Source organism: Streptomyces sp. NPDC001401 (assembly GCF_042895385.1).
Taxonomy (GTDB): Bacteria; Actinomycetota; Actinomycetes; order Streptomycetales; family Streptomycetaceae; genus Streptomyces.
In genome coordinates this window covers 75,187-95,610 of record NZ_JBIAWI010000024.1, presented here as the reverse complement: position 1 = coordinate 95,610, position 20,424 = coordinate 75,187, and the positions used below count along the sequence as shown (strand labels likewise).

General features: G+C 72.0%; 21 protein-coding genes. 11 read left to right on the top strand and 10 right to left on the bottom strand.

Annotation, left to right across the window (positions count from 1 at the left end; all coding sequences use genetic code 11):
• Nucleotide 1: 1 nt before the first annotated feature.
• Both ACFY10_RS48275 and ACFY10_RS48270 read left to right on the top strand, forming a co-directional pair.
• Nucleotides 2-904 carry a sugar phosphate isomerase/epimerase family protein gene (locus tag ACFY10_RS48275; protein ID WP_390671774.1) on the top strand — a complete coding sequence of 301 codons (903 nt, stop codon included), beginning with the start codon at nt 2-4 and terminating at the stop codon, nt 902-904.
• A 24-nt stretch (nt 905-928) separates the two neighbouring features.
• Nucleotides 929-1,966: a Gfo/Idh/MocA family protein gene (locus ACFY10_RS48270; RefSeq protein ID WP_390671773.1), complete on the top strand. Its 1,038-nt coding sequence runs from the start codon at nt 929-931 to the stop codon at nt 1,964-1,966.
• Here the strand turns inward: ACFY10_RS48270 and ACFY10_RS48265 are convergent.
• From ACFY10_RS48265 to ACFY10_RS48240, 6 genes are all read right to left on the bottom strand, one after another.
• On the bottom strand, nt 1,947-2,390 hold the full coding sequence (locus ACFY10_RS48265) for a GNAT family N-acetyltransferase (protein WP_390671772.1): 444 nt from the start codon (nt 2,388-2,390) through the stop codon (nt 1,947-1,949). The genes ACFY10_RS48270 and ACFY10_RS48265 overlap by 20 nt on opposite strands.
• Before the next feature lie 42 nt (nt 2,391-2,432).
• On the bottom strand, nt 2,433-3,443 hold the full coding sequence (locus tag ACFY10_RS48260; protein WP_390671771.1) for a Gfo/Idh/MocA family protein: 1,011 nt from the start codon (nt 3,441-3,443) through the stop codon (nt 2,433-2,435).
• Complete coding sequence (locus ACFY10_RS48255) at nt 3,440-4,816, bottom strand: protoporphyrinogen/coproporphyrinogen oxidase (RefSeq protein ID WP_390671770.1); 1,377 nt, start codon at nt 4,814-4,816, stop codon at nt 3,440-3,442. The genes ACFY10_RS48260 and ACFY10_RS48255 overlap by 4 nt, the downstream gene beginning before the upstream one ends.
• Nucleotides 4,817-4,977: 161 nt before the next feature.
• Complete coding sequence (locus ACFY10_RS48250) at nt 4,978-5,982, bottom strand: Gfo/Idh/MocA family oxidoreductase (protein ID WP_390671769.1); 1,005 nt, start codon at nt 5,980-5,982, stop codon at nt 4,978-4,980.
• A 104-nt stretch (nt 5,983-6,086) separates the two neighbouring features.
• Nucleotides 6,087-6,863: an SDR family oxidoreductase gene (locus ACFY10_RS48245; protein WP_390671768.1), complete on the bottom strand. Its 777-nt coding sequence runs from the start codon at nt 6,861-6,863 to the stop codon at nt 6,087-6,089.
• Nucleotides 6,864-6,879: 16 nt separating this feature from the next.
• Nucleotides 6,880-8,043 (bottom strand): phytanoyl-CoA dioxygenase family protein, encoded by a 1,164-nt coding sequence (locus ACFY10_RS48240; protein ID WP_390671767.1) that lies wholly within the window; start codon nt 8,041-8,043, stop codon nt 6,880-6,882.
• Between the two features lie 139 nt (nt 8,044-8,182).
• On the opposite strand from ACFY10_RS48240, the gene ACFY10_RS48235 reads away from it, so the two are divergent.
• Nucleotides 8,183-9,214 carry a LacI family DNA-binding transcriptional regulator gene (locus tag ACFY10_RS48235; RefSeq protein WP_390671766.1) on the top strand — a complete coding sequence of 344 codons (1,032 nt, stop codon included), beginning with the start codon at nt 8,183-8,185 and terminating at the stop codon, nt 9,212-9,214.
• 8 nt (nt 9,215-9,222) lie between these two features.
• The gene (locus ACFY10_RS48230; protein ID WP_390671765.1) at nt 9,223-9,834 is read left to right on the top strand and encodes a poly-gamma-glutamate hydrolase family protein; all 612 of its coding nucleotides are present in this window, start codon (nt 9,223-9,225) and stop codon (nt 9,832-9,834) included.
• 215 nt (nt 9,835-10,049) lie between these two features.
• Here the strand turns inward: ACFY10_RS48230 and ACFY10_RS48225 are convergent, their stop codons facing one another.
• Nucleotides 10,050-11,207, bottom strand: coding sequence for a Gfo/Idh/MocA family protein (locus tag ACFY10_RS48225; RefSeq protein ID WP_390671764.1), 1,158 nt, complete (start codon nt 11,205-11,207; stop codon nt 10,050-10,052).
• A gap of 122 nt (nt 11,208-11,329) precedes the next feature.
• Between ACFY10_RS48225 and ACFY10_RS48220 the strand changes: the two genes are divergently transcribed.
• Nucleotides 11,330-12,334 (top strand): LacI family DNA-binding transcriptional regulator, encoded by a 1,005-nt coding sequence (locus ACFY10_RS48220; RefSeq protein WP_390671763.1) that lies wholly within the window; start codon nt 11,330-11,332, stop codon nt 12,332-12,334.
• Here the strand turns inward: ACFY10_RS48220 and ACFY10_RS48215 are convergent.
• Nucleotides 12,324-12,668, bottom strand: a complete 345-nt coding sequence (locus ACFY10_RS48215; protein WP_390671762.1) for a cupin domain-containing protein — start codon at nt 12,666-12,668, stop codon at nt 12,324-12,326. The two genes, ACFY10_RS48220 and ACFY10_RS48215, sit on opposite strands and share 11 nt — an antisense overlap.
• Before the next feature lie 127 nt (nt 12,669-12,795).
• Between ACFY10_RS48215 and ACFY10_RS48210 the strand changes: the two genes are divergently transcribed.
• Genes ACFY10_RS48210 through ACFY10_RS48195 form a run of 4 tightly spaced genes read left to right on the top strand, consistent with a single transcriptional unit; the run spans nt 12,796 to nt 15,923 of the window.
• Nucleotides 12,796-13,308, top strand: a complete 513-nt coding sequence (locus tag ACFY10_RS48210) for a hypothetical protein (protein ID WP_390671761.1) — start codon at nt 12,796-12,798, stop codon at nt 13,306-13,308.
• A 49-nt stretch (nt 13,309-13,357) separates the two neighbouring features.
• Entirely contained in the window at nt 13,358-13,951 is a 594-nt protein-coding gene (locus ACFY10_RS48205) for a hypothetical protein (protein ID WP_390671760.1), read from the top strand.
• 26 nt (nt 13,952-13,977) lie between these two features.
• Nucleotides 13,978-14,844 (top strand): intradiol ring-cleavage dioxygenase, encoded by an 867-nt coding sequence (locus tag ACFY10_RS48200; RefSeq protein WP_390671759.1) that lies wholly within the window; start codon nt 13,978-13,980, stop codon nt 14,842-14,844.
• Nucleotides 14,841-15,923, top strand: coding sequence for a maleylacetate reductase (locus ACFY10_RS48195; protein ID WP_390671758.1), 1,083 nt, complete (start codon nt 14,841-14,843; stop codon nt 15,921-15,923). Before ACFY10_RS48200 ends, ACFY10_RS48195 begins: the two co-directional genes overlap by 4 nt.
• A gap of 89 nt (nt 15,924-16,012) precedes the next feature.
• Here ACFY10_RS48195 and ACFY10_RS48190 read toward each other — a convergent pair whose 3' ends face one another.
• Nucleotides 16,013-17,488: an MFS transporter gene (locus ACFY10_RS48190; protein ID WP_390671757.1), complete on the bottom strand. Its 1,476-nt coding sequence runs from the start codon at nt 17,486-17,488 to the stop codon at nt 16,013-16,015.
• Nucleotides 17,489-17,550: 62 nt separating this feature from the next.
• The gene (locus ACFY10_RS48185; RefSeq protein ID WP_390671756.1) at nt 17,551-18,750 is read right to left on the bottom strand and encodes a sensor histidine kinase; all 1,200 of its coding nucleotides are present in this window, start codon (nt 18,748-18,750) and stop codon (nt 17,551-17,553) included.
• Between the two features lie 293 nt (nt 18,751-19,043).
• Here ACFY10_RS48185 and ACFY10_RS48180 point away from each other — a divergent pair, with 293 nt between their 5' ends.
• Nucleotides 19,044-19,547, top strand: coding sequence for a MarR family winged helix-turn-helix transcriptional regulator (locus ACFY10_RS48180; protein WP_390671755.1), 504 nt, complete (start codon nt 19,044-19,046; stop codon nt 19,545-19,547).
• Nucleotides 19,548-19,722: 175 nt separating this feature from the next.
• Nucleotides 19,723-20,373, top strand: a complete 651-nt coding sequence (locus ACFY10_RS48175; protein ID WP_390671754.1) for a GntR family transcriptional regulator — start codon at nt 19,723-19,725, stop codon at nt 20,371-20,373.
• The last annotated feature ends 51 nt before the right edge of the window (nt 20,374-20,424 follow it).

Sequence of the window (20,424 nt, the reverse complement as noted above, 5' to 3'; positions counted from 1 at the left end):
CATGGCAGGTGCTCTGGACCGCATCCGGGTCGGGTCGGCCCCCGACTCCTGGGGCGTCTGGTTCCCCGACGACCCCCAGCAGGTGCCCTGGGAACGCTTCCTCGACGAGGTCGCCGAGGCCGGCTACTCGTGGATCGAGCTGGGCCCCTACGGCTATCTGCCGACCGATCCGGCCCGCCTCACCGACGAGATCGGCAAGCGTGACCTGAAGGTCTCGGCGGGCACGGTCTTCACCGGCCTGCACCGCGGCCCCTCCGTCTGGGAGTCCACCTGGGAGCACGTCAGCCAGGTCGCCGCGCTCACCCAGGCGATGGGCGCGAAGCATCTGGTCGTCATCCCGTCCTTCTGGCGGGACGACAAGACCGCCGAGATCCTGGAGCCGCCGGAGCTGACCGGCGAACAGTGGGCGTATCTCACCAAGGGCATGGAGCGGCTCGGCCACGAGGTGAAGGAGACGTACGGCCTCGACATCGTCGTGCACCCGCACGCCGACACCCACATCGACACCGAGGACCACGTCGAGCGCTTCCTCGACTCGACCGACTCCGAACTCGTCAACCTCTGCCTGGACACCGGGCACTACGCCTACTGCGGCGGCGACAGCGTCAAGCTGATCGAGACCTACGGCGAGCGCATCGGCTATCTGCACCTCAAGCAGGTCGACCCGGAGATCCTCGCGGACGTGGTCAGGAACGAGACCCCGTTCGGGCCGGCCGTGGCCCAGGGCGTGATGTGCGAACCACCGTCCGGTGTACCGGAGTTGGGTCCGGTGCTGGAGTCGGCGCAGAAGCTCGGCGTGGAACTGTTCGCGATCGTCGAACAGGACATGTACCCGTGCGAGCCGGACAAGCCGCTGCCGATCGCGGTGCGCACCCGCAAGTTCCTGAGATCCTGCGGCGCCTGACCCTCCGAAGGGGGACGAACGACCATGGCTCGGCAAGGAACACTGCAAGTCGCGGTCGTCGGCACCGGCAAGATGGGCGCCGACCATGTCCGCCGTATCCAGGAGGTCACCAGCGGGGCCAGGGTGACCGCCGTCGTGGACGTCGATGCGGAACGCGCCAAGGACGTCGCGGCCCGCATCGACGGCTGCACCGCCTACACCGATCCGGCCGCCGCGATGGCGGCGGCCGACGTCGACGCCGTGCTGATCGCCTCCCCGGGGCCCGCCCACGAGGCGGCCCTGCTGACGGCGTTCGAGCACGATCTGCCGGTGCTGTGCGAGAAGCCGCTCACCCCGGACGCGGCCTCCGCGCTACGGGTGCTGGAAGCGGAGCAGAAGCTGGGCCGCCGCCGGGTCCAGGTCGGCTTCATGCGGCGCTACGATGCCGAGTACCTCAGACTCAAGTCCCTTCTGGAAACAGGCCAGTTGGGCCGACCGCTGATGCTGCACAACCGGCACCGCAACCTCGCCTCCCCGCCCGGCTGGCGCAGCGAGATGCTCATCAACGACTCCGTCGTGCACGAGATGGACGTGACGCGCTGGCTGCTCGGCCAGGAGATCACCGCCGTCACGGTGCTGCGCCCGACGCCGTCCGCGAACGCACCGGACGGCGTGCAGGACCCGCAGTTCGTCGTCTTCGAGACCGACGGCGGCGCGATCGTCGACGTCGAGATCTTCGTCAACTGCGGCTTCGGCTACCAGGTCCAGGCCGAGGTGGTCTGCGAACGCGGCACCGCCCGCATCGGCGACGGCCACGCCATGGTCACCAACATGGCCGGCCGCTGGGGCGGCACCATCACCCAGGACTACATCGAGCGCTTCGCCGACGCCTACGACCGCGAGGTCCAGTCCTGGGTCGACGCCACCCGCCGCGGCGAGGTCATCGGCCCGAGCGTGTGGGACGGCTACGCGGTGGCGGCGGTGTGCGAGGCGGGCGTGCGGGCGCTGGAGGAGGGCGGCCGGGTGGAGGTCGAGCTGGTCGAGCGGCCGGCAATGTACGACATCAGCCGATCTCCCGGCTGAACACGACCCGGTCCTCGCCGGGGCCGTTGTAGTCCTGCGCCACGCGGACGTCGAAGCCGAGGCTGCGATGGAAGGCCACGGACCCCTTGTTGCCGAGGCTCGTGATCGCCTTCAGCCGGACAGCCCCCTGCCGCCGCGCGGCCTCGGTGAAGGCGGCGTACAGCTCGCGTCCCAGACCGCTGCCCCGGGCGTCGTCCCGCGTCGCGATCAGATGCACATATCCGGTGCGGCCGGGGGTGACGAAGCCGATCAGATAGCCGAGAATGCCGTCGTCGGAGCGAGCGACCAGACAGGTCTCGCCGAACTCCTGCACCAGGGCCAGAAGATGGAGGCCGCGCAGATCGCGCTCGCCCCAGTAGCGGGCGTGGTCGGCGAGGACCTGCTGGAGGTCGCTGACATGGGCGGGTGCGATGCGTACGGCCATGGCGTCGATCATCGCAAAGCCATGGCCGTGTCCGGCGTCCGCCTACACCCGCGGCCGCGGCTCGAACCCCGCCGCCCGATAGCTCTCGTCGATCAGCCTCATCGTCGCCACCGCGTCGTCCGCATCCAGCGGCAGCGGAGCGCCCGTCCGCACGCGTGCTGCGAACGCCTCCAGCTGGTAGGTGTACGACGAGCGGGTGCCGAGACGCTCCGTCCGTTCGCCCTGCGCGGTCCGGATCACGATCCGGTCGTCCATCTGGGGGAGAACGAAGTTCGGTGCCAGCGCCTCGCCCCGGCTGCCGACGATCCGGCAGCTCATCTCCAGCCTGTCGTACGCCATGTGGCAGCGTGCGGAGCCGGTGGCGCCGCTGGGGAAGGCCAGTTCGGCGTCCAGCCATTCGTCGACCCCGGGGGCGCCCGCCCGTTCGCCGCCCTGCGCCGAGACCAGCCGCGGGGCGCCGCCCGCCCAGGGGGCCAGCATCCGCAGCGCGTGCAGGCTGTAGCAGCCGAGGTCCATCACGGCGCCGCCGGCCAGCGGCAGCGACCAGCGTGGGTCGGTGTCGGCGGGGGCCGGGATGGCGACCATCGTCTCCACCCGCTGCAGATCGCCCAGTTCGCCGCCGGCCAGGAGCTCGTGCAGGCGCCGGGTGACGGGGTGGAAGAGGTAGTGGAAGGCCTCCATGAAGACCGTGCCGGCCTTCGCGGCCGCCTCCCGCACCTCGGCGGCCTCCTCGGCGTTGCTCGCCGACGGCTTCTCGCTCAGGACGTGCTTGCCGGCCGCCAGGGCGGCGAGGTTCCACGGGCCGTGCAGGCCGTTGGCGAGCGGGTTGTAGACGACCTCGACCTCGGGGTCGGTGAGCAGGGCGGCGTAGGAGTCCGCGACCCGCTCCACGCCGTGCTCGGCGGCGAAGGCCTCGGCGCGGGACCGGTCGCGGGCGGCCACCGCGACCAGGCGGTGGCCGGTGGTGCGGGCCGGGTCGATCAGGGCGCGTTCGGTGATCCGGGCGGCGCCCAGGACGCCGATGCGCAGGGGTTCGCGGACCGGTTCGCTCATGACGGCCGTACCTCCTCGATTCGTTCGGGCAGGGTCAGTGTGCCGCCGGCGGGCGGGAAATGGCGGCGGGCCAGGTCCTGGGCGTGGGCGATGGCGCACTCGATCAGTTCGAAGGCGGGCAGGCCGCCGACGTAGTAGGTGTGGTCCCGGCCCTGCAGCGCGTCGAGCCGGTCCAGGACGCCGTCCGCGAGGTCGTCGCCGGCGAAGTGCGGCATGAATGCCCACCGGCGGTGCAGATGCACCTCCTCCAGCCGCCCGCCGAGCTCCGCGACGTCGTCGCGCAGCAGCGCGGTGACGTCCTCGGGACGGCCGTAGGAGTAGAAGGTCCGCACGTCGCTGCCCGGGTAGCGGTGGTGGTACGACACGCAGTGACCGGTCGCCTCGCGGGTCGCGGTGTGCCGGTCGAGGAAGTAGAAGGCGTCCTCCGGCAGGCCGGACGCGGTGGCGAGGGTGGTGTGGTAGGCGTTGGAGCGGATCCGCCCGGCGAGGTCGCGCTCCTGCTCGGTGGCGTCCATGACCGGCAGGATTCGGTCCAGGGCGACGGCGAGCACCAGGTCGTCCGCGTCCACCGGGCCGGAGTCCGTGTGCACCCGCACACCGCCCTCGTGCCGTTCCACCGACTGCACGCGCACCGCGCACCGTACGTCCTTCAGCTCCTCGGCGACCCGGCGCCACAGGGTGGCGAACCCGCCCGTGACGGTGAACGCGCCCGCATGGCCCAGGAGTTGGGGTCTGCGGGAGAGCAGGCCGGTCATCTCGGCGTACTTGACGAAGTACAGCGCGGGCATCTGGTCGTCGAGATAGCCGTACCCGGCCGCCGTGTATCCGGTGCCGAACGACTCGGCCATGGACTGCAGACCGTGCTCGGCGAGCCAGTGGGTGACCGGTGCGGCCAGGGCCCGCGCGGAGTGGGCGAGCCCGGGTTCGGCGATCCGCGGGAACTCGCGCTCGCGCAGCGCCCGGTAGCGCGCGAAGGCCTCGTCGCGCAGGAACGCCATGGCCTGGGCCGTGGCGCGCCCCTCGGCGTCGAGGACGCGATAGCGGCTGGTGCGCTCCGTCTCCACGTCCAGTTCGGCCATCAACTCCGCCGTCCGCTCGTACTGGCTGGTGCAGATGTGCCCGCCCAGGTCGTACGCCCGGCCGTCGAGGTGCACGCTGCGGCACTTGCCGGCCACCGTTTCCTGCTCCTCCAGCACGGTCACCCGGTGCCCGGCCCGCTCCAGTTCACGGGCGGCCGCCAGACCGCTCGGCCCAGCGCCGACGACGACCACCGTGTGGGGGGTCGCGGCGCTCGTCGGGTGGCGTAACTCCCCGCTGGAGACGGCGGGTTCGCGGGTGGCGCCGTAGGACCCGGGTATCTCTTCGGCGTTCATGGTCGTCGCTCCTCGGTCGTTCGTTCGGTCATGGCGATCTCATGGTCGTACGCGGAGATCTCCTGGCCGTTTCGGACCGGGCGACGTGGTGGTCGACACACTCGTGCTCCGGGCGCCGGAGGCCGCCCAGCACCCGGAGCACGAGAGACTGCGGCCGCCGCTCAGGCGGTGCGGACCTCGGCGATGGTCACCGGGCGGTGCTCGTGCAGCGACAGCGTGCACGCGTCGGCGATCCAGCCGGCCTCCAGGGCGTCCGCGACCGTGCAGGGCGAGGGGCGGGTGCCGGCCACGACCTCGGTGAACGCGGTGAGTTCGGCCCGGTAGGCCTCGGTGAAGCGGTCCATGAAGAAGTCGTGCGGGGTGCCGGCCGGGAAGGTCACGCCCGGTTCGACCGAGCGCAGCGGCAGCTTGTCCTCCAGGCCCACGGCGATGGAGTCGGTAAAGCCGTGGATCTCCATGCGGACGTCGTAACCCCGGGCGTTGTGGCGGGAGTTGGACACCACCGCGATCGTGCCGTCGTCCAGGGTGAGGATCGCTCCGGTGGTGTCGGCGTCGCCCGCCTCCTTGATGTACTCGGCGCCCCGGTTGCCGCCGACGGCGTACACCTCGACGACCTCGCGGCCGGTCACCCAGCGGATGATGTCGAAGTCGTGGACGGAGCAGTCGCGGAAGATGCCGCCCGAGGCGGCGATGTATCCGGCCGGCGGGGGCGCCGGGTCCAGCGTGGTCGACCGTACGGTGTGCAGCTTGCCCAGCTCGCCGGCCTGCACAGCGGCGCGGGCGGCGACGAAACCGGCGTCGAAGCGGCGGTTGTAGCCGATCTGGATCGGCACGTCCGTGCCCTCGACGGCCTTGAGTACCTCGACGCCCTCGGCCATGGTCTTGGCGACGGGCTTCTCGCAGAAGACCGGGATGCCGGCCTCGACCCCGGCCAGGATCAGCCCAGGGTGGGCGTCCGTCGCGGCCGCGACCACGATGCCGTCCACGCCGGCCGCCAGCAGGGCCTCCGGTGAGTCCACGACCTCGCCGCCGAACCGCTCCGCCGCGGACTTGGCGGCATCCGTGAACGGGTCGGTGAGCACGAGCGACTCGACCGCGTCGAGTCCGGAAAGGGTCTCGGCGTGGAAGGCGCCGATGCGGCCGAGGCCGAGGATTCCGATGCGCATGAGCTCCGCTGCTTTCCTTGTGTGTGGTTGCTGTCCCTTGCCGGGGCTCCGCCCCGGACCCCGATCGCCCTTCGGGCTCGCCCTCAATCGCCGGACGGGCTGATTCAGTCCAGGCCGCCCAGTACGTTCTGGTCCCAGTCGATCACCGATCCGGTGACCACGCCCGACCGATCCGACAGCAGGAAGACCACGAAGTCCGCGATCTCGTCCGGCTGGCCGAGCTTGCCCATCGGCAGCTTCGCGGCGGCCTCCTCGCGCCAGTCGTCGGCGGCGTCGTGGAAGGTCTTCTGGGTGACGTCCTCGCCCTCGGTCGCCGTCCAGCCGATGTTGAGGCCGTTGATCCGCACCCGGTCCCAGCGGTGCGCGTGCGCGGCGTTGCGGGTCAGGCCGACGAGGCCCGCCTTCGCGGCGACGTACGGCGCCAGGAACGGCTGTCCGCCGTGCGCCGAGGACGTGATGATGTTGACGATCGTGCCGGGCGCCTTGCGGGAGAGCATGTCGGCGACGGCGGCCTGCATCGCGAAGAACGGCGCCTTGAGGTTGATCGCGATGTGCTGGTCGAACAGCTCGGGCGTGGTGTCCAGCAGCGTGCCCCGGGAGGTCAGGCCCGCGGAGTTGACCAGGCAGTCGATCCGCCCGTAGGCGGCGACGACGTCGCCCACGGCGGTCCTCGCCTGCTCGGCGTCGGACAGGTCGGCGCGGACGAACATCGCCTTGCCGCCCGTGGCCGTCAGCTCGGTCACCAGCGCCTCGCCCGGCGCCGGACGCCGCCCGGTCACGGCCACCACCGCGCCCTCGCGGACCGCGGCCCGCGCGACGGCGGCGCCGACGCCCTGACTGCCGCCGTTGACGAGGACGACCTTGTCGTCGAGAAGTCCCATGACTTTCCAGGTCCTTTCAGCTTTCCCGGCGCTCGGCGCCGGCCCGCAGCTCGTCCCGAAGAGCCTCGGGAGTCCATGCCTCGCGCAGCGCGCGCCGAACGACGTCCGCCTGCGCGGGCGGGGCGAGGCCGTCGACCGGAGGGTCGCTGTCGAGGTTGGTGGGGAACGGGTAGCCCTCGGCGCTCGCGGCGATCACGTTCTCCAGCCACTCCTCGCCGACACCCTCGCTGCTGCGCCTGAGCAGCACGGGGAAGACGGCGTTGGCGACGGCCTCGCGGTCCACCGTCTCCATGGCCCGCCCGAACGCGGAGGACACCTGCAGCAGGTTGGCCGTGCGCCGGATGTCCGCGGAGCGGTTGGTGCCGGCCGCGTGGAACAGCGCCGGGTTGAAGAAGGCCGCGTCGCCCTTGGCGAGCGGGAGCTGGACGTGGTGGGACTCGAAGTAGGCCTGGAACTCGGGCAGTCGCCAGGCCAGATAGCCGGGTTCGTACTGCTGCGAGTACGGCAGGTACTTCGTCGGCCCGGACTCGACGGGCATGTCGCAGTGCGCGACGGCGCCCTGGAGGGTGAGCACGGGGGAGAGGACGTGCACATGGGCCGGGTAGGCGGCCGCGGCCTCGTTGCTGAGGAAGCCCAGGTGGTAGTCCCGGTGCACGGTCTGCGCGGCGCCGCCCGGGTTGACCACGTTGACCTGCGAGGTGACCTGGTAGCCGGGGCCGAGCCAGGCCGCCGAGACCAGCGCCAGGATGTCGTTGGCGTAGTAGTCGGCGAACGCCTCCGGGTCGTACAGGGCCGCCTTCTCCAGCGCGTTCCACACCCGGTCGTTGGCGCCCGGCCTGGCGAAGTGGTCCCCGGCGTTCGCCCCCGAGGCGCGCTGCTCGGCGATCAGGGCGTCGAACACGGTGCTGAGCCGGTCGACGACGACCGGGTCGGGGAACGCGCCCCGGAAGACCACGATGCCGGGCCCCTCGGTGAGGGCGCGGACGAGTTCGGCCCGCACGGGGCGCCGCTCGGCCTTGCGCAGCCGCTCGCTGTCATAGATCAGGACGCCCTGCTCCACCGCGCAGGCGTGCGGGTACTCCGTGAGATCCGTGGTCCGCTCGACCAGCTCACGGAAGCCGGCCAGGTCGCAGTCCCGCTCGGACAGCCAGGCACGGCGATCCGCGGAGATGGAGGACATCGTCGTCCCTTCGGTCGGAGGGGCCACACAGGGCTCGGTGACAGGGCCGGGCCGCGCTGTCATTCTTGTCAGTACAAACCCGTCGAACAACCAGCAGGCGGCCATCAAAAACCCCTCAAGGAGCCCGAGGAGCGACCGTATGGGCCATCCCTTCCCGATCCGGGAGATCGCACGTCAGGCGGGCCTGAGCGAGGCCACCGTCGACCGGGTCCTGAACAGCAGGGGCGGCGTCCGCGAGAGCACCGCACGGGAGGTCCAGCAGGCCATCGCCGACCTGGACCGGCAGCGCACCCAGGTCCGGCTGGTCGGCCGCACCTTCATGATCGACATAGTGATGCAGACGCCGGACCGGTTCTCCACCGCCGTCCGCGCCGCCCTGGAGGCCGAGCTGCCCTCCCTGCACCCGGCCGTCGTGCGCTCGCGCTTCCACTTCCGCGAGACCGGCCCGGTGCCGGAGCTGACCAGGACGCTGGACCGGATCGCCCGGCGCGGCTCACAGGGCGTGATCCTCAAGGCCCCGGACGTCCCCGAGGTCACGGCCGCCGTCGGCCGCCTCGCCGAGGCCGGCATCCCTGTTGTCACCCTGGTCACCGACCTGCCCGCCACGGCCCGCCTCGCCTACGTCGGCATCGACAACCGGGCCGCCGGCGCGACCGCCGCGTACCTCATGGGCCAGTGGCTGGGCGAGCGCCCCGGCAATGTGCTCACCAGCCTCAGCAGCGGCTTCTTCCGCAACGAGGAGGAGCGCGAGATGGGCTTCCGCAGCGCCATGCGCACCCGTCACCCGGACCGCAGGCTGGTCGAGATCGCCGAGGGCCACGGCTTGGACGCCACCCAGTACGACCTGGTCCGCGCCGCCCTCGAACGCGACCCGGACATCCGCGCCGTCTACTCGATCGGCGGCGGCAACAACGCCACCCTGCGCGCCTTCGAGGACCTGGGCCGCGAGTGCGCGGTGTTCGTGGCGCACGACCTCGACCACGACAACACCCGCCTGCTGCGCCGGCACCGCCTGTCCGCCGTCCTCCACCACGACCTGCGCCAGGACCTGCGCGAGGCCTGCCACATCGTGATGCGCGCCCACGGCGCCCTGCCGCCCGCCGGCCCTACGCTGCCGTCGGCGATCCAGGTGGTCACGCCGTACAACATGCCACCGCAGGCGACGAGTTGAGGAGACGGGTGACGACACGCATCGAGCAGGTCGAGATCGAAGGCGTACGGCTGCTCGCCACCCTCACCCCGGGTGGCGACACCGGAGTGCTCGCGCTGCACGGCAGCAACGAGGGCGGTACGGCCGAACTCGCCCGGTCGGTGGGCGAGTTGTGCGACGCCACCAGCCTGGTCTTCACCCAGCCGGGCGTGCCGGAGCCGGTGCACATCCCGTCGCCGCGCATGGCGGTCGAGCACTGCGGGCTGCTGCGGGACTTCCTGGCGCAGGTGACGGTGGTGGTCTCCCTGCACGGCCACATGAGGCCCACGGCACCACGGTCGATCTTCCTCGGCGGGGGCAACCGGCCGGCCGCACGGCTCCTCGCCGACGAACTCGACGCCCTGCGGCCGGAGTTCGAGGCGGTCACGGACCTCGACGAGATCCCGGTGTCCCTGCGCGGCCTGCACGCCCGGAACCCGGTGAACCTGACCCGCGGCGGGGGCGTCCAGGTCGAGCTCCCGCTCGCGGCCAGGACCCGGCGGCCGGGCTGGGCGCCCGGAGCCCCGGACACCCCTCCGCAGTCCGTCGTCGACGCCCTCGCCAAGGGCGTGGAGTCGCTGGCCGCTATGACGGAACGCTGAGAGCCGGTGGCTGAACCCCGGCCGGGCGCCCGCCGCCTGGCACGCACTCCCCCACTGCCTTTAGGGCGTGGGGGGACCCCCAGCCGCGCTGCCGAAAGGCCCTGGTAGCTCCGCTACGAGGACCTTCCGGCGCCTTGCGATCGCACGCTCCCCCACTCTCGGCTTCGGTCGAGCGGGGGGACCCCCATGACGACGTGCGCTCATCCGGCCGGGGTTCAGCCACCGGCTCTGACCCAGGACCCGCTCTCCGCCGACCGCACCATCGCCTCCAACACGACGGCACTGTGCACGGCGTCCGGGAGCGTGGCCCCGTACGGCTTGCCCTCCGCGATGGAGCGCAGGAAGCGGTAGGCCTCGATCACCTTCAGGTCGTCCATGCCCATGGCGTTGGCCGCGCCCGGCTGGAACGCTGCGAACTCGCCGTCGCCCGGGCCGACGTACACCGTGCTGACGGGCTGGTCCTGGTAGCTCGTGCCGCGGCTGACGCCCAGCTCGTTCATGCGGCGGAAGTCCCAGGAGACCGCGCCCTTGGTGCCGTGCACCTCGAAGCCGTAGTTGTTCTGCTCGCCGACCGAGACCCGGCAGGCCTCCAGGACGCCGCGGGCGCCGGAGGCGAAGCGCAGCAGGCAGCTGACGTAGTCCTCGTTCTCGACGGGGCCGAGTTCGCCGCCCGTGGCACGCGTGTGCCCGGCGGTGGCGCCCGTGGGCCGGGCCCGCTCGGGGATGAACACGGCCGTGTCGGCGGTGAGCGACGCGATGTCGCCGAGCAGGTGGCGGGCCAGGTCCGCGCCGTGCGAGGCGAGGTCGCCCAGGACGCCGCTGCCGCCGCGCTCCTTCTCGTAGCGCCAGGTCAGGGCGCCCTCGGGGTGGGCGGCGTAGTCGCTGAAGAGGCGGATGCGCACGTGGGTGACGGTGCCGATGGCGCCGGAGGCGATCAGCTCGCGGGCGGCCTCGACGGCGGGCGCGTTGCGGTAGTTGAAGCCGACGGCGCCCTGGACGCCCGCCGTGGCCACCGTGTCGGCGACCGCCCGGGCGTCCGCCGCGCTCAGGCCGACCGGCTTCTCGATCCAGATGTGCTTGCCCGCCTGCGCCATGGCGACGCCGATCTCGCGGTGCAGGAAGTTCGGGGCGGTGATGCTGACCGCCTGGACGCGAGGGTCGTCGACCACGTCCCGCCAGTCCCGGGTGGTGGCGGCGAACCCGAACTGCGCGGCGGCCTCCTCGGCCCGGCCGGGCACCTCCTCGGCGACCGTGATCAGCTGCGGGCGCAGGCCGAGCTGCGGGTAGTGGTGCAGGACGCGGGCGTACGCCTGGGTGTGCACCCGGCCCATCCAGCCGAACCCGACGACGGCGACACCGAGCGAATCCACCATGACAGCCCCTCTTTGGACCGGTCCACAATCTGTCCAGGCCACCCTGAAGCCCCTGTTCCGCCGCTGTCAACCCTCTCCCGTCCCTTTGACAAGGAGCCGAGACTCATGGAACGGTCCAGGACATGAAACCGCCGACCATCCGCGACGTGGCCGAGCAGGCCGGGGTGTCCAAGTCGCTGGTCTCGCTGGTGCTGCGCGGCTCCGAGCAGGTGCGGCCCGAGAAGCGGGAGGCCGTGCTGCGGGCGGTGCGGGAGCTCGGCTACCGGCCCAACGCCGCCGCGCGCAGCCTCAGCGAACAGCGCACCCGCACGGTCGGCGTGCTCCTCAACGACCTGCGCAACCCCTGGTTCGTCGACCTGCTCGACGGCCTCAACTCGCTGCTGCACGACAACGGGCTGCGGATGCTCCTTGCGGACGCCCGCCTCAACCGCCGCACTGGCCAGGACCCCACGGACCCGCTGCTGGACCTGCGGGTGGACGGCCTGGTCGTCGTCGGCACCCTGCCCGACCCGGCCGCGCTCGGCACGGCCGCCGACCGGATCCCGGTCGTCGTCGCGGGCGCCCGCGAACCGGCCCCGGCGGGCGTGGACGTCGTGGCGGGCGACGACGAGCGGGGCGCCCGCCTGGTCACCGAGCACCTGATCGGCCTCGGCCACCGCCGTATCGCGCACATCGCGGGCTACGGCGCCGTCGGCGAACTGCGCCGCCGCAGCTTCGAGGCGACGATGCGCGCACACGGCCTCGCGGACCAGGCCCTGGTGGAGGCCGGCGACATGACCGAGGAGGGCGGCTACCGCACCACCGTCCGCCTCCTCAGCCGCCCGGACCGGCCCACCGCCCTCTTCGCCGTCAACGACATCGCCTCCGTCGGCGCGCTCTCGGCGGCCGAGGAGCTCGGCCTGCGCGTCCCGCACGACGTGTCCGTCGTCGGCTACGACAACACGAGCATCGCCCGTCTGCGCCACGTCTGGCTGACCACGGTCGAGACCGGCAGCCACGAGATCGGCCGCCGCGCCGCCCGCTGCCTCCTGGACCGCTTCGAACGCCCCGGGGGAGCGGGCCAACTGCACCTGACCGCACCGACGTTGGAGATCCGCGGCACGACCGCGGCCCCGGTCACAGGTTGATCGCGTACGCCTTCCGCAGCGTCTCGTGCACCGTCCACGTCGTACGGTCGCCCTCGCGCAGGACGGCCAGGTCCCCGGGCCCCACCGTCAGCGTCGGCCCGCCCTCGACCTCGATGGTCGCCGAACCGCTGATCACGACGAACAGCTCGTCCGCCTCGGTGTCGGTGACGACGCCCGGCGTGATCTGCCAGACCCCGCGGATCTGCCGGCCGTCCGCCGACTCCCACACCACCTTCCCGGTCACCTCCGGCGTCCCGGAGACGATCTGCTCCGGGTCCAGGGGCTCGGGCTCGAGCTCGGCGTCGGGGATGTGAAGAACGAAACTGTGGGTCATGCGCCGACCCTAACGAGGCCGCCCGCCGGCCGTGCATGGACACTGTGTGCGACATCAGCCCAGGTGGGAGGACATATCGTCTGGTCGCGACTGGCGGCCCGGCAGCTGCCGGGTGATCGTGGAGGACATGGCGCAGACCACGACGACCCGCACCGAGCCACGGCAGCACGACACCCGCGAGGCCGTCCTCTTCGGCGGTGTCTACGGCGCCGTACTGGCCTGCTCCATGGTCGCGGCGCTCAGCCAGTACGGCCACACCTCCCGCGTCAGCCGCCGCTACGACGCCCTGTGGCTGCTGGTGACCGCGTGCGCCTCCGCCCTCGCCCACGGCTACGCCCACTACATCGCCGAGCGCGCACCGCACCGCCGCTGGGACGCCCTGCGCGCCCTCGCCGACGAGTGGCCCCTGGTCACGGCGGTGCTGCCGACCGTGGCGGTCCTTGCGGGGGCGGGCTGGGGCTGGTGGCCGGCGGACGGGGTGGAGGATCCGGCGTTCATGCTGAACATCGCACTGTTGTTCGGCCTGGGTCTGGTCACGGCACGCCGGTCGGGACGCTCCTGGGCCGTGGCCGTGGGCATCGGCCTGGTCGACGCGCTGCTCGGCGTCGTCGTGGTCGTCGCGAACGCGGTCATCAAGTGACGCCTCCCGGGGGCCATTTGATGACCGTCCTGTCGTAGGGTCATACCTCGTGGGTACGGACATCGACGGTGTCATCGAAAGCCGCACGCCCGACGGGCACTGGCGGTTCACGGCCGATCTGCTGGACTTCGAGCCGCCCAGGGACTACGTCTCCTGGGAGTGTCTCTTCGGCGTCCGCGGGGCGGGGGACGTGGAACGTCCGCTCTTCGCCGGCCGCGGGCTGCCGGACGGGATCTCCGATCCGGTACGGGAGTCGGGCATCGGGGACTTCCAGCACGACCACACCTACGCCACCTGGGCCGAGGTCGAGGCGGTCGACTGGGACGCCCCGCTCGCCCACAGGCCGGCCTGGAACTGGGCGCTGCGGGCACAGCCGGACGGTGAGGAACTCGTTCGGGTGACTCCCAGCCTGCGCGCGGCGGCCGCCGACACGTTCGGCGGAGACCTGCTCCTGGCACCGCCCGAGTGGCCTCCCGGCGCCGAGGTGCGCCTGGACGGCGTGGCGCACCGGCCGGTGATCCTCACGGCGCGGATGCTCGCCCCGCCGGACGAGGGATGCTGGGCACAGGTATGGAGCGCCATGCGGGACCTGGCGGCCAGGTACGGCGGCGAGCACGTGCGGCTCGTCGTCTGGTTCGGCTGATCCGCGCACCGGCGAAGGGAGCCGACATGACCACCGACGCCACCGCCAGGACGGTCACGGACGAGGCGGTGACCAGCCTCGACGGCACCGCCGACCCGCGCCTGCGCGAACTGCTGACCGGCCTGATCCGCCACCTCCACGCCTTCGCCCGCGAGAGCCGGCTGACGCAGCAGGAGTGGGAGCGGGCGATCGGCTTCCTGACGGCGACCGGGCAGATGTGCACGGACACCCGGCAGGAGTTCATCCTCCTGTCGGACGTGCTCGGCCTGTCGATGCTCGTCGAGACCATCAACGGCGACCGCGTCGCCGGAGCCACCGAATCGACGGTCCTCGGCCCCTTCCACATGACCGAGTCCCCGGCGCGCGAACCCGGCGCGAACATCGATCTGGTGGGCGGCGGCGAGCCGTGCGTGGTCAGCGGCCGGGTGCTGTCCCGGGACGGAACTCCGCTGCCGGGCGCGGTCGTTGACGTCTGGCAGGCCGACGGCAACGGCTTCTACGACGTCCAGCAGCCGGAGGTCCAGCCGCCGGGCAACGGGCGCGGGCTGTTCACCGCGGATGCCGAGGGCCGTTTCTGGTTCCGCACGTGCGTGCCGAGCCCGTACCCGATCCCCACGGACGGACCGGTCGGCGGCCTCCTGCGCGCGACCGCCCGCCACCCCTACCGGCCCGCGCACATCCACTTCATCGCCTCGGCCGAAGATCATGTCCCGGTGACCACGCACATCTTCGTCGCGGGCAGCGACTACCTCGACTCGGACGCGGTCTTCGCCGTCAAGCCGAGCCTGGTCCAGGAGTTCACCGAAACGGACGATCCTCCTCAGGCCCGGGAATTCGGCATCCCCAACCCGTTCCGCCACGCCCGCTTCGACCTCGTACTGGAGCACTCGTGAAGCACCACCTCGACTTCTCCTACGAGTCCCGGCCCGTGCGGGTCGTCTTCCGGCCCGGGGCCGCCACGACCGCGACGGCCGACGAGGCCGCGGCGCTCGGCCTGCGGCGGCTGCTGGTGGTGTGCGGCAGCCATGGCGCCGCCACCGCACGCGCGGTCGCCGACTCGCTGGGCCCCGCCTGCGCGGGCCTGCACGACGGCGCCCGCATGCACGTGCCCGTCGAGGTCGCCGACCGGGCCGTCGAAGCGGCCCGTGCGGCGGGGGCCGACGGCTGCGTGGCCGTCGGCGGCGGCTCCTCGATCGGCCTGGGCAAGGCGATCGCCCTGCGCACCGGCCTGCCCCTGATCGCCGTGCCCTCCACCTACTCCGGCTCGGAGATGACCCCGGTCTGGGGCCTGACCGAACACGGCGCCAAACGCACCGGCCGCGACCCCGTCGTCCTGCCCCGCAGCGTCGTCTACGACCCCGAGCTCACCTTCTCGCTCCCCGTCCCGCTCTCCGTCACCAGCGGCATCAACGCGATCGCCCACGCCGTCGAGGCCCTGTACGCCCCCGACACCTCACCCCTGATCGCGCTGATGGCCCAGGAGGGCCTGCGGGCCATGGCAGGCGCCCTCCCGGCGGTGGCCGACGACCCGGACTCCGTCGAGGCCCGCGGCCGCGCCCTCTACGGCGCCTGGCTGTGCGGCTCCTGCCTCGGCGCCACCACCATGGGCCTGCACCACAAGCTGTGCCACGTCCTCGGCGGCACCTTCGGCCTGCCGCACGCCGAGACCCACACGGTGGTCCTGCCGTACGCCCTGGCCTACAACGCGCCCGCGGCCCCGGACGCGGCCGCCGCCGTGGCCCGCGCCCTCGATGCGGACGACGCCCCGCGCGCCCTGCGCGAGCTGGCCGGCCGCCTCGGCGCACCCCGCACCCTCGCCGAACTCGGCCTGAAGGAAAGCGACTTGGCAGTGGCGGCGGCGCAGACCGCGGGCCAGGCCTACGCCAATCCCCGCGAGGTCACGGCCGACGGCGCGCTCGCCGTGCTGCGGGCGGCGTACGAGGGTCACCCACCGGCGACTGTGAACGCCTGAGCCGCTCCACGTAGGTCCACGGACGACAGGCGTCCGCCTCCCGCCGGAGCGGGAAGACGGCCGCCTGTCGCAGGGCGGTCGGCCGGGCGTTATGCCTTCGCCGTGACGGCCTCGGGCTGCTCGTCCGTCTCGGCGGCGGTCTGGGCGGGTGCCTGGCGGCGCGGGATGAAGCAGGCGACGAGGAAGGCCAGCAGGGCGGCTCCGGCACCGATGGCCATGACGACCTTGAAGCCGTTCTCGGACGGGAGGGCGTGTCCGCCGAAGTCGGTGGTCATCTGGGCCAGGATGACGCCGGCCAGGGCGCTGGCGAACGACGTGCCCAGGGACCGCATCAGGGTGTTGAGGCTGTTCGCGGCACCGGTCTGGGACGGGTCGACCGCACCCATGATCAGGGCGGGCAGGGCGCCGTAGGTGAAGCCGACACCGGCGCCGATGATGCAGGAGACCAGGATGAGGTGCCAGACCTCGCTCATCAGGACGATGTTCAGGGCGTAGCCGGAGGCCACGATCAGGGCCCCGATCATCAGCGTGACCTTCGGCCCCTTGGCCTGGGTGACCTTCGCGGACGCTGCCGACATGACCATCATGACCAGGCCCTGCGGGGCGAGCACCAGGCCGACCGTCAGCATGGACTTGCCCAGGCCGTAGCCGGTCTGGCTCGGCAGCTGCAGCAGCTGCGGCAGCACCAGGGACATCGCGAACATCGAGAAGCCGAGGGCGACCGAGGCCAGGTTGGTGAAGAGCACCTGCGGCTTGGCCGTCGTGCGCAGGTCGACGAGCGGCTGCTTGGCCCGCAGCTCCCACCAGCCCCAGGCACCCAGGATCACGACGGCGCCGGCGCCCAGACCGAGCGTGGTGCCCGAAGTCCAGCCCCAGTCACCGCCCTTGGACACGGCCAGCAGCAGCGAGACCAGACCGGCGGACAGGCCGAGCGAGCCGACCAGGTCGAAACGGCCACCGGTGCGCACCTCGGACTCGGGCACGATCAGCAGCACCAGCACGAAGGCGACGGCACCCAGTGCGGCCGAGGTCCAGAACAGGATGTGCCAGTCCCACTTGTCGGCGATGAACGCGGCCGCCGGCAGACCCAGCGCACCGCCCACACCGAGCGAGGCGCTCATCAGCGCGGTGGAACCCGCCAGCCGCTCGGCCGGCAGCGCGTCCCGCATGATGCTGATGCCCAGCGGCACCACGGCGGCCGCGAGACCCTGCAAGGCACGCCCGATGATCATCGGGACGAGGGAGTCGGCCAGGGCGCAGACAACGGAGCCGGAGACCAGCAGCACGATGCTGACCATCAGCATGCGCCGCTTGCCGATCATGTCGCCGAGCCGGCCGACGACCGGGGTGGCCACCGCGGCCGCGAGGAGGGTGGCGGTGACGGCCCAGGCGGTGTTGGAGGCCGAAGCGTTCAGCAGGGTGGGCAGCTCCGGGACGATCGGGATGACCAGGGTCTGCATCAGCGAGACGACGATTCCGGCCAGGGCCAGCACCGCCACCACGGCGTTCGGCTTCGGCGGGGCGGATGTCCCCGCGGAAGCGGGTCGGGTCAGGGCGTCGGACATGGCAGGGCCTCCGGCAAGGGCTTATTGCTTGACTTACGCAAGCATAAGCAGAATTGATTGACTTAAGCAAGTGGATGCTTGGGGTGTGCCCGGAGCGGCAGCTCGGCGACGACTTCGAAGCCGCCCCGGGGCCGAGGACCGACGCGGAGACGACCGCCGACCGAACGGGCACGCTCGCGCATGCCCACGACGCCGTAGCCGCCGCCCGGGGGAGCGGGCAGGGTCCGCGTCCCCCCGCCGTCGTCGGCGACCGTCACTGCCAGCCGGTCCTCGGAGTACACGAGCCGCACCTCGGCTTCGCGGGCGGCGGCGTGCTTGGTGACGTTGGTGAGGGCTTCCTGCACGATGCGGTACGCCGTGAGGTCGGCGCCCGCGGAGAGCGCGCCGGGCTCGCCCTCGGTGGTGACGGTGACTTCGAGCCCGGCGTTCTCGAACGAGGCGGCCAGCTGGGGGAGTTGGGCCAGCCCCGGCGTGGGCTCCAGGGGTTTGTCCGCATCGCCGTCCTGCCGCAACAGACCGACGGTGGACTTGAGTTCACGCAGCGCGGAGGCGGTGGTGCGGGTCAGGTCGCAAGCGATCCGCGAGGCCTCACCGGGCCGGTCCGGCAGCTGCCCGGCGACGGCGCCGGCCTGGAGATTGGCGAGGACCAGATGATGGGCGACGACGTCGTGCAGATCACGCGCGATACGCATCCGCTCCTCGGCGACCCGGCGCCGGGCCTCCTCCTCCCGGGTCCGCTCGGCATGCTCGGCCCGCGCCTGCACGGCATCCAGATAGGCCGCACGCAGCCGGGTCACCGTGCCGAGCGAGGTCGGCAACAGCAACCAGGCGGCGGGACCGAGCAGTTTGAGGACGAGCGGTTCGCCGGCGGGGCCGCTCAGCAGCCCCGTGCCGACAAGCACCGCGATGCCGCTGAAGGCAAAGGTGTTGGCGGTCTTCCGGTCGGTACCGACGGCCAGCGAGTACAGCGCGACCATGAGCGGCCCGAGCAGCAGGACGGTGAGGAGATAGCCGAGCGCGGAGGCAGCCGTGGCGCAGACGAGGATGACGACCACGGTCGTACGGGGCCGGGAGTGCCTCCACAACAGGGCCACGCAGGAGATTCCGGCCAGCAGCACACCGGGCCACCAGGGGGCACCGAGCTCCTGGCCGGGAAGGGTGATCAGGCTGCCCGGGAAGGAACAGGCGAAGAGAGCGGCAACGACAACCGCGTCGACGGGGCGGGGACGTCTGCGAGGCGGACGTAGCAGATTGTCGATCATGGAAACGGGGTTCCTGTCCAAGTGCCGTGCGGGGAGCGCCCCCAAAGGGGCGTGGGATGAGGGGTGTCACCGGGTCCGGCGCCGGACGGGGGGAGTGTTCCGGCCGCCGGACCCGGTGACTGCGCCGTTCCCCGTCCCCACGGAGTCGGCGCGCAGGGGCCGCCTCCGCTCGGTGCGGCCCCGGTCTGGGTGCTGACTGGCTTGCTTGACTTAGGCAAGCATGGTCACGTTACTTAAGTCAAGCAACCATCTGCATATTGCTTAAGTTAGGCAAGTAGATTTAGGGTGGCGGTATGGCCCCACAGCGATCCGTCCCGGCGCCCGTCTCGGCGAACGTGCACGACATCGAGCGGGCGCTCACCCGCGTCGCGTACCTGGCCGGCCGCGCCCGGCAGCACGAGCGCCTGATGTCCGTGGCCGGACTGGCGCTCGACCGGGCCGCCGTGATGATCCTTCGGCACATCGCCGAGAGCGAGCCGCTGCGCCCCGGGGTGCTGGCGGTCCGGCTGTCGGTGGAGGCCTCCCATGTCACCCGGCAGCTACGGCAGTTGGAGCGCGGCGGCTACGTGGTCCGCATCGCCGACCCGGACGACCGCCGGGCCCAGCGCGTCCAGCTCACCGACGCCGGCCTGGCGGCGGTCGACCGCATCAGCGAGGCGGGCCGCCGGGGCCTGGAGGTGGCCCTGGCGGACTGGTCGGCGGAGGACCTGGAGCAACTCGCCGCGCTCTTCCACCGGTTGGTCGACGACTTCATCGCCCACGCCGAGGATCCCTTGCCGGTGCCGCCGGCCGTTTGATCGGCTCTGACGTGCAGCCGGGCCCGCCCCTTCGTAGGGGCGGGCCCGGCTCGTCCTGTCGGGGGGCCTGCTCGTCCCGGTGTCGAGCTCTGCGCGCAATGAGGCGGACAAAATTGTTGACAATCTTGTTTGGCTAGATTTAGGTTCGACAGGCACTCACTCAGGGAGGGCAACGATGCCGAAAGAAGCCCGTCCGAGCACCGGAGAGCAGGCCAAACAGCATGCGCTCGCGCAGCTGCGGCAGGCGATCCTGCACGGCGAGATGGCACCGGCGCAGCGGCTGGTGGAGAACGAGCTCGCCGAGCAGTTCGGTGTGACGCGGGCCAGCATCCGCGCGGCACTCATCGATCTGGAGGCCCAGGGCCTGGTCGAGCGGATCCGCAACCGCGGTTCGCGGGTGCGGGTGGTGACCGTGGAGGAAGCGGTCGCCATCACCGAGTGCCGCATGGTCCTCGAAGGGCTGTGCGCGGCGAAGGCCGCCGTCGCCGCCAGCGACGAGCAGCTCGCCGAGCTGACGGAGCTGGGCACGGCGATGACCAAGGCCGTGGCCGACGGTGAGCCGGTGACCTACTCCGAGCTCAACCAGGAGCTGCACGCCAGGGTGCGCGAGTTCTCCGGCCAGCAGACCGCCGTGGACCTGCTGGAGCGGCTCAATGCCCAACTGGTGCGCCACCGCTTCCAGTTGGCACTGCGCCCGGGGCGTCCGCAGCACTCCCTGAACGAGCACCTGGAGATGATCGAGGCGATCAGGGCCAGGGACCCGCAGGCGGCCGAGACGGCCGTCCGCGCCCACCTCACCAGCGTGATCGAGGCGCTGCGCGACTGACAGCCGCGCGGCCGAGAGCCGCTGACAGGGCGGGCGCCAACCTGTCACCAA